The organism is Aquabacterium sp. UBA2148, from assembly GCF_002328915.1.
Lineage (GTDB): Bacteria > Pseudomonadota > Gammaproteobacteria > Burkholderiales > Burkholderiaceae_C > Aquabacterium > Aquabacterium parvum.
In genome coordinates this window covers 1-8,035 of the sequence record NZ_DCXA01000013.1, presented here as the reverse complement: position 1 = coordinate 8,035, position 8,035 = coordinate 1, and the positions used below count along the sequence as shown (strand labels likewise).

Annotated in this window: 8 protein-coding genes; 4 read left to right on the top strand and 4 right to left on the bottom strand. The window is 68.3% G+C overall.

Annotated elements, in window-relative coordinates; genetic code table 11:
* Positions 1–289: hypothetical protein (locus B2W70_RS00430; RefSeq protein ID WP_286741946.1), on the bottom strand; the 289-nt coding region annotated here is incomplete at its 3' end.
* A 354-nt stretch (positions 290–643) separates the two neighbouring features.
* Between B2W70_RS00430 and B2W70_RS00425 the strand changes: the two genes are divergently transcribed.
* The gene (locus B2W70_RS00425; protein WP_286741945.1) at positions 644–1,333 is read left to right on the top strand and encodes a LuxR C-terminal-related transcriptional regulator; all 690 of its coding nucleotides are present in this window, start codon (positions 644–646) and stop codon (positions 1,331–1,333) included.
* A 25-nt stretch (positions 1,334–1,358) separates the two neighbouring features.
* On the opposite strand, the gene B2W70_RS00420 is transcribed toward B2W70_RS00425, so the two are convergent.
* Positions 1,359–3,755 carry a hybrid sensor histidine kinase/response regulator gene (locus tag B2W70_RS00420; protein ID WP_286741943.1) on the bottom strand — a complete coding sequence of 799 codons (2,397 nt, stop codon included), beginning with the start codon at positions 3,753–3,755 and terminating at the stop codon, positions 1,359–1,361.
* A gap of 196 nt (positions 3,756–3,951) precedes the next feature.
* Between B2W70_RS00420 and B2W70_RS00415 the strand changes: the two genes are divergently transcribed.
* From B2W70_RS00415 to B2W70_RS00405, 3 genes are read left to right on the top strand one after another with little or no spacing between them, the layout of a single operon-like run.
* Entirely contained in the window at positions 3,952–4,983 is a 1,032-nt protein-coding gene (locus B2W70_RS00415; RefSeq protein WP_286741941.1) for an AAA family ATPase, read from the top strand.
* A 24-nt stretch (positions 4,984–5,007) separates the two neighbouring features.
* Complete coding sequence (locus B2W70_RS00410) at positions 5,008–5,961, top strand: 5'-nucleotidase (protein ID WP_286741940.1); 954 nt, start codon at positions 5,008–5,010, stop codon at positions 5,959–5,961.
* Positions 5,962–5,993: 32 nt separating this feature from the next.
* On the top strand, positions 5,994–6,326 hold the full coding sequence (locus B2W70_RS00405) for a hypothetical protein (protein WP_286741938.1): 333 nt from the start codon (positions 5,994–5,996) through the stop codon (positions 6,324–6,326).
* A 21-nt stretch (positions 6,327–6,347) separates the two neighbouring features.
* On the opposite strand, the gene B2W70_RS00400 is transcribed toward B2W70_RS00405, so the two are convergent.
* Together B2W70_RS00400 and B2W70_RS00395 are read right to left on the bottom strand one after the other, a co-directional pair.
* Entirely contained in the window at positions 6,348–6,977 is a 630-nt protein-coding gene (locus tag B2W70_RS00400; RefSeq protein ID WP_286741936.1) for an MOSC domain-containing protein, read from the bottom strand.
* 44 nt (positions 6,978–7,021) lie between these two features.
* Positions 7,022–8,035: ATP-binding cassette domain-containing protein (locus tag B2W70_RS00395; RefSeq protein WP_286741935.1), on the bottom strand; the 1,014-nt coding region annotated here is incomplete at its 5' end.

Below are 8,035 nucleotides of genomic sequence, written 5' to 3'. Positions count from 1 at the left end.
GCTGCGCCATCCACCGCAACCAAGCCTTGAGCGTCAAATGCAACAAGGCCCCGACGAAGTTCGCATCCTGATCGAAGAGGGTGCCGTGCTGCGCCTTGAATGCGCCATGGACACGGCAGAGTGGGGCCGGCAGGCCATGTTGGGGCTGGCTTGCTCGGCGTTGCTCGACGGGCGAGCGGTGTTGCTGCAGGATTGGCTGCCGGGCCTGGATGTCGAATGTCACGGCTCGATGTTGAACCATGGCGCGCCCATGACCTTGGATTGTCGTGACGACCTGGGCGAATGGCATGCACGCGTTCGTTGGTGGTTGGATTTGCCAGCTGCCACGGCGCCCAGTGTGTACAGCCTGCAAACCTCTGCAGGGCTGCTGCGCATGCACACACAACGGCTTGCTCCGGGCAACGCCGATCAGGCCATGCGTTTGGTGTGCGATTGGGGGTCTCCCTTGTTTCAAGCAGCGTTTCGCTGACGTTTGCGCCGCCTGCCTCAGCCCAGGGCAGTTCTCTCAGGTTCGGATTTGTGCGGCCAGCGTTATCCGCCACGATGCGGGACGTGACGCGAAACCGCTCCCCCGCAGCTGGGTGTGTTCGGCCTGGCGCGATTCATCCATTTGTATCAGTTTGAATCGCGTACGATCGAAGCCATGAAGTTGCTCCTGATCGACGACCACCCCCTGTTCCGCGATGGGCTGAGCCTGCTCATCCAGCACCGCCTCGACCTGGCCGACCACGGCGGCGCCGAGGTGCTCGAGGCCGGCAGCCTGCGCGAAGCCCTGGTGACGCTGGAAGCGCACCCCGATGTGGGCCTGGTGCTGCTTGACCTGGGCCTGGCCGATCGCCAAGGACTGGGCACGCTCACCGAATGGCGTGAACTGGCGCCGCAGCTGCCCGTGGTGGTGCTGTCGGCCGACGACCGCCCAGGCACCATCGTGGCGGCCATCGACCAGGGCGCCTCCGGCTTCATCCCCAAGACCGTCGAAGCCTCGGTGATGCAGGAAGCGTTGCGCCGAGTGCTCTCCGGTGGCGTTTACCTGCCCCCCCTGCCCACCGATGCCGTGGTCGAGGTCGAACCCGCGAGGACGGACGACGACGGCCAGCGCGACGAGCCCGTGGGCCCGGACGCCACCTTGGGGCTGTCGGGGCGTCAACTCGATGTGCTGCGCCTGCTCGTCGAGGGCAAGCCCAACAAGGAGATCTGCCGCGTGCTGTCGCTGTCCGAATCGACGGTCAAGACGCACCTCTCGGCGATTTTTCGCAAGCTCAAGGTCAGCAGCCGCACCCAGGCGGTGGTGGCCGTGGCGCGTGCCGGCGTCACGCTGGGGCGGGCGAGCTGATCTCAGCGCCCCGGCTTTTGGCTGTTCAAGCCGGGCCTTGGCGCCCCATGCCCTGCGCGAGCATCGTGCGCAGGTCTTGTGCCCTGAACGGCTTGTGCAGGACCGGCAGGCCGCTGGCTGCGAGCTCGGCCAGTTGTTGCGGCGAGGTGTCGCCGGTGATGATCAGCGCCGGCAAGCTCGGCTGATGCTGACGCAGGTGCGCGATGACGTCGCGGCCGCTGCCATCGGGCAGGCGGTGGTCTGACACCACCATGTCCCAATGTTGTGGCGCTTGAGCGCGGACCCAGCCCAGGCTGTGGCCCGCCACGGCATCGAGCCCCCAGTTGCGCAGCCACAGCACCAGGCTTTCGCCCAGTGCCTCGTCGTCTTCGATCACCAGCACCCGCATGCCATGGAGCCGATCGGGCATGGGGCTCTGTGTTGTTGTGGTGGCGGTTTCCACAGCCTGTGTGGTGCCGGGCAGCGTGATCGCGAAGCACGAGCCTCGCCCCACCCGAGACCGCACGCGCAGCGGGTGTTCCAGCAGTTGTGCAGCCCTTTGCACGATGGCCAGCCCGAGGCCCAGGCCCTGTGAGCGCTCGCGGCCGGGGTTGCCCAGCTGAACAAAGGCTTCAAAGATGCGAGGTTGATCCTCGGGTCGAATGCCGGGGCCGGTGTCCCAGACCTGCACCTCCCACGAGTGCCCCGGCGCCTGGCCAGACGAGCTCGCTCGGCCACGGCGGCGCACGCTCACCAGCACCCCGCCTTGCTGTGTGTGCCGGATGGCGTTGCCCACGAGGTTGCGCAAGACCTGCTCGAGCAGCACCGGGTCTGTCCAGGCGATGGCCTGGGTGCGGCGCACGCGCAGCTGGAGGTTCTTCTGGCGCGCGGCCTCGGCTTCGTGCGAGGCAACGGCCTCGAGCAGCGTTTGCAGGTGCACGCGTCGGCGTTGCACTTCGACGGTGCCGGAGTCCAGGCGAGACAGGTCCAGCAGGCCTTTGAGCAGGCTCTCCATCGAGCGCACGGCGCGGGTCAGCCGGTCGGCGAGGTTGCGCACCATCGGGTCGGTCACCTGCACGCGCAGCAGGTCGGTGATCAGGCCGATGGCCGCCACAGGTTGACGCAGGTCGTGGCTCGCCGAGGCCAGGAAATGGCTCTTGGCAGCGTTGGCGGCGGCCAGCTCGCGGGTGCGTTCGGCCACCTTGTGTTCGAGCTGCTGGTTCGCCTCTTCGATGTCGTCGAAGGCCTTGACCACGCGTTGGACCACCATCAGCACGAAGGAGGGCGAGGCCAGCGGGATCATCCAACCCATCCAGTGGTTGAAGTTGACCAGTCCGATGACGCGTCCGAAGATGAAGTCGTGCACCCCGGCCACCAGCAAGGCGGCCCAACCCACGGCCAGCCCGGTGTGCATCGACGAGCGCAGCCCCTCGCGCAGCACCCATTGACCCATCAGCCAGATCGAGGGCGCCAGCGTGAGGATCAGCGCGCCTTGCAGGTAGCCCCGTGTGAAGCGCAGGTCGGGGTCAAGCGGCAGGGCGAGCAGGCCCAGCACGGGGAACCCGAGCGCCACCACCCACAAGGCCCGGTGGAACCATGGCAGGTGCCTGCCGACCAGCGCCATCACGAACCACCCCTGCAGGCACGCCGTGAGCACGTGGGCCAGGAAGTAAAGCCACGACTCCGCACCGACCGACAGGCCGAGGTCTTCGGTGATGAAGTAACGGCAGTTGCGCAGGCCGCCCACCAGCACCAGCAGGCCGAAGAGGCCGGCAGCCGCTTCCTGGCGCCGCATCCACCACAGCAGCACCACGAACATCGAGAAGGCGATCCAGATCAGGTTGAGCACCATGAGCCCGTCGCGCGTGAGAAAGCGCAGCATCACGTGGTCGTGTTGCAGGGCGGCTTTGGGGGCCAGGACGGCTGGTGACATGCCGCCTTGTTGCACGGCCTGGATTTCGATCTCCAGCGAGTTGTGGCCAGCGTTGAGCAGGCGGCCCGGCACGTCGATGAGCGAGGGGCCCGGCAAGCCCAGCCAGCCAGGGCGGGGCAGCGTGCTCTGCAGCAACTCGCCATTGAGCCAGATGCTGTGCACATAGTTCAGGTAGTCGATGCGCAGGGACCAGGGGGTGCTCCTGGCGCTTTGGACCACCTCGTCGCTGACCTCGAAGTTCAGGCGGTAGCGGCCGATGCCTGCCGCCTGCAGTCCAGCGGGCTTCCAGCTGTCAGGCAGGCTCACCGCCACTGGCTGGTCTGCCAGCACCGCGCCGCTGACGTCGTGCATCCACAGGCGCTGGGCCGACAGCCAGCGCACGCCGCTGGCGTTGGCCGGTGGTGGCGGTTGCAGCCAGAAGAAGGCCAGCAACGCCAGCGCCAGCAGCCACAGCCCTCCCACCCAGCTCTGGGTCAGGGAACGCAGGAGTGTTGGCAGCACAGGCTTCATGGGGGGATCGAGGGCGCGCGGTGCGCCATTGTGCGCACTTCGCGCCCCACCTGCGAGCCCTTTGCGGGGCTTCCCGCTGTGACGCTGAGGGATGCAGTGATATGACATGGGCTGTGCCCCTTGTTTCGGGGCTCAACACCAGGCACGTTTGCTGCAATGCTCATCAGCAGGGTCTGGTTTGATCTGGAGGGCTGACATGAGTGGCTGCACCGATCTCGTCCCGGTTGCCCGGGACACCGTGGAAGGCAAGTGGGAGTCGCGCCACCGAGGGCGCATCCCGATCGCGCACATGCGCCATGTCTACCGGCTCGACGAGGTCGAGCGACGGCTGGGCAAGCTGCCCGCCCGCGACCACGAAGCCCTGCGCGCCACCTACGAGCGCATGCTTGAAAAGGGCTCCGAGCGCTTCCAGGTCAAGCCCTCCGGCCTGCCCGCGATGGACCACCTCTACGACGAGCTGCCCAACTTCCACGAGGTGCTCGACGACCTCAAGCGCCAGCTCGCGCTGTGCAGCGACAGCCGCGACGCGCTGGAGCTCACCCCCATGCTGCTGCTGGGCCCACCCGGCGTCGGCAAGACCCACTTCGCACGCGAGGTGGCGCAACTGCTGGGCACCGGCATGGGCTTCATCTCCATGAGCTCGATGACCGCTGGCTGGGTGCTCTCGGGCGCCAGCTCGCAGTGGAAGGGCGCGCGCCCCGGCAAGGTTTTCGAGACGCTGGTCGATGGCCAGTACGCCAACCCGGTGATGGTGGTCGACGAGATCGACAAGTCGGGTGGCGAACACGCCTACGATCCGCTGGGCTCGCTCTACAGCCTGCTCGAGCACGACACCGCCGGCAGCTTCACCGACGAGTTCGCCGAGGTGGCCATCGACGCCAGCCAGGTGATCTGGGTGGCCACGGCCAACGACATCCGATCCATCCCCGACCCCATCCTCAACCGCGTCAACGTCTTCCAGATCGAGATGCCGGACGAAGAGGCCGCGCGCAAGATCGCCGCCAAGCTCTATCGCAGCATCCGCGCCGACCACGACTGGGGCCAGCGCTTCGACCCCGAGTTGTCGGACGGTGTGCTGAGCGCCATGGCCAGGATGGCCCCGCGCGAGATGCGCCGCGCGCTGATGACGGCCTTCGGCAACGCCAAGCTGGACGGCCGCTTCACGCTGCAAGAGCGCGACCTGCCCGACGGCGGCCCCAAGCGATCGCCCATCGGCTTCGTGCAGTGAGGCGCATGGGCCATACTCGGGCCCATGCCTGCCAGCCTCGACGGCCGCCTGGTGGTGGCCATTTCCTCCCGCGCGCTCTTCGACTTCGAAGAAGAGAACCGCCTGTTCGAAGGCGCGAACGACCGCGCCTACATGGACCTGCAACTCGGTCGCATCGAGGTGCCCGCCAAACCTGGCGTGGCCTTCTCGCTGGTGCGCAAGCTGCTGGCCTTCAACACGCCCGAGTCGGCTGACACGCCGGCCGACGCCCGCGTCGAGGTGGTGATCCTCTCTCGCAACGACCCAGCCTCGGGCCTGCGCGTGTTCCGTTCGGTGTCGCACCACGGGCTGGAGATCGAGCGGGGCGTGTTCACACGCGGGCGCAGCCCCTGGCGCTACCTCAAGCCGCTGCAGGCGCACCTGTTCCTGTCGGCCAACGAGGCCGACGTGCGCCAGGCCCTGACCGCTGGTGTGCCGGCTGCGCGCGTGCTGCCGCATGCGGCCCGTGCGGGCGATGCCCACCCCGATGAAGTGCGCATCGCTTTCGACGGCGACGCCGTGCTGTTCTCCGACGAGGCCGAGCGCATCTTCCAGCAGGGCGGCTTGGGCGCCTTCCAGGACCACGAGGTCAGCCGCGCGCGCAAGCCCCTGCCCGACGGGCCGTTTCGGCCGCTGCTGCAGGCCCTGCACGACCTGCGCAGCGCCATCGAACAGCCCGGGGCCTCCCGCATGCGCATCCGCACCGCCCTGGTGACGGCGCGTGGCGCGCCGGCGCATGAACGCGCCATCCGCACCCTCATGGACTGGGGCATCGAGGTCGACGAGGCCATGTTCCTGGGCGGCCTGCCCAAGGGAGAATTCTTGCGCGAGTTCGAGCCCGACTTCTTCTTCGACGACCAGACCGGCCACGTCAACAACGCCGCGCCGCACGTGCCGGCCGGACACGTGGCCGCCGGGGTCGCCAACCTGCAGAACGCCGAAACCCCCGAGCGGGGCTGAGCGCCACATCCCGGACCCAACAGGAGCCTGACATGAGCGACGAACTGGGAGACTTCTTCGCGCTGCCGCCCTTCAAGGCGGACGAGGCCCTGGTGCAGCTGCGCCGTCAGCTCAAGGAGATGAAGCTGCAGGAGCAGCCTGGCAGCACGCCGCACCGATTCGCGCTCAAGGGCGTGGTGGTGGCCGAGCTGCAAGTGGCGGCCGTGACCGCCGAGGCGCCCAAGCCGGCCCTGGCGGCGGCCGTCGTCAAGCGGCCTTTGCAACGTCCCGAGTGGGTGCGTCAGCAGCTCGACAGCCGCGACGCCGTGCGCAAGTGGCTCGATGCGCTCAAGCGCCAGGTCGCCAACTGGAGCGACGACGAGTGATGGGGCCCATGGCCCCTTCGGTCAATCGGCCTTCGCCTCTTTCTGCATCTTGGCTCGGAACAGCTCGCGGATGCTGACCTCGCGCGGGCCCGGGATCAGCTCGTAGCCCTCGCCAGCAGCGATGGTGCCAGGCGTGCGCACGGCCAGGTAAAAACCGCAAAAGCCCGACTGCGCCATCATCTTGATCGCGTGCTTGAAGCCCAGTTTGGCTTCCAGTTTGAAGCAGGGGCGGCGCGGCTCGCTGATCGCCAGTGCGCAATCTGCAAAGCGCAGCACGTCACCGATGTGGGCGTCCTCTTCCAGCAGGCCCGACAGCGTGAGGTTCTCGCCCAGCGAGCCCGCAGGCAGCGCCTCGCCCCAGGCCTGCAGGCCCGCTTGTGCGCGCACCGTCTGCCAGAACGCGTAATGCTCGATCGGGTAGGCGTAGACCGCCTTGCTCAGGCCGCCGTGAACGCTGAGGTCGGCCTGCTCGTCGCCCGCCAGGCCCAGTGCCTTGACTTCGATGCGCTCGGGCCGGGCTTCGGTGCTCACCGGCTGTTTGCCGATGGCCGTCAGGATGCGACGCCCCTGGATGTCGACGTGGCTGGCCTGCGCCACGTTGACGGACAGCACCCTGCGGGCGGGCTTGGAGGAAAGGTTGACGGTGCTCATGGATTCAAACGATACCCCAGATACCCCGGGCGCCAAGGCCCTGCTCAGCCCCGCTTCGACGAAGTCCAGGGCAGGGGCGTGACCTGAGCCGACATCGCGTTGAAGCCGACCACGCAAGGCTCGCCCGGCTGCCAGTTCATCTGCTCGATGGCTTGCCGCGTGACCAGGCCCCAGATCTGCGCCCCGGCTTTGAGCTCCAGCCGCTCGTCGAGCTCGCGCGCCAGCTCCACGCCCACGGCGCCATAGGTGCCGCTGTGCCCGGCCAGCATCACCTGGGTGATGCGCCCGCGCAGCACGTTGGTGCTGCTGCTGTCGGTGGGCACCTCGCGGTGCAGGCTCACGTCGCGGGCGCGCACCTTCAGGCGCACGCGGGTGCCGACGGGGTGCAGCGTGGCCGGCACCGTCACGCATTGCCCGCAGATGTCGACCTCGCTGACCACCCACTCGATGTCGTGCCGGGTGACCGCACCTTCGAGGATGCTGCCGGCGTGAAAGCCCTCCAGGAAGGTCGACAGCGACACGTCGGACAGCACCTGGGCAATCGGCCCGGCGCCCGCCATGCGCCCGTCGTGCAGGATGACCACGTCATCTGCCATGCGCACGACCTCTTCCATGCGTGGCGTGGCCATCAGCACAGGCAGGTGGAAGCGATGCGCGACCTGCGCGAGCAACTCCAGCAGCTCGGGGCGCTCCGGGTCGTGCACGCGGCCGAGTGGGTCGTCCATGAGCAGGCCCTGCGGGTCGGCGGCCAGGGCCCGGCCCAGCGCGGCGCGCACGCGCTGCGAGGCGTTGAGCTCGTGGGGGCGGCGGTCCATCATGGCGCTGAGGTCGAGCCACTTCACCAGCGAAGGCACGTCGAGCCCTGGCGCGACCTTCATGCGCGGGCCCTGCGCCCGGGCCCCGTAAGCGAGGTTGCGCTCGATCGTCAGGTGCGGGAAGAGGTGGGCCTCGGCGTCCAGCCACCCCAGCCTGCGCTGGTGTGGCGGCAGGTTCAGGCCGCGCCGGGATTCGAACAAGGCGTCGGCACCCAGGGCCACGCGCCCGGCGATGACCGGACG

Coding starts and splice junctions, on each gene's coding strand:
- B2W70_RS00400 (WP_286741936.1), bottom strand. CDS start 6,977: ATGAGCACCGTCAACCTTTCCTCCAAGCCCGCCCGCAGGGTGCTGTCC.
- B2W70_RS00415 (WP_286741941.1), top strand. CDS start 3,952: ATGAGTGGCTGCACCGATCTCGTCCCGGTTGCCCGGGACACCGTGGAA.
- B2W70_RS00420 (WP_286741943.1), bottom strand. CDS start 3,755: ATGAAGCCTGTGCTGCCAACACTCCTGCGTTCCCTGACCCAGAGCTGG.
- B2W70_RS00410 (WP_286741940.1), top strand. CDS start 5,008: ATGCCTGCCAGCCTCGACGGCCGCCTGGTGGTGGCCATTTCCTCCCGC.
- B2W70_RS00425 (WP_286741945.1), top strand. CDS start 644: ATGAAGTTGCTCCTGATCGACGACCACCCCCTGTTCCGCGATGGGCTG.
- B2W70_RS00405 (WP_286741938.1), top strand. CDS start 5,994: ATGAGCGACGAACTGGGAGACTTCTTCGCGCTGCCGCCCTTCAAGGCG.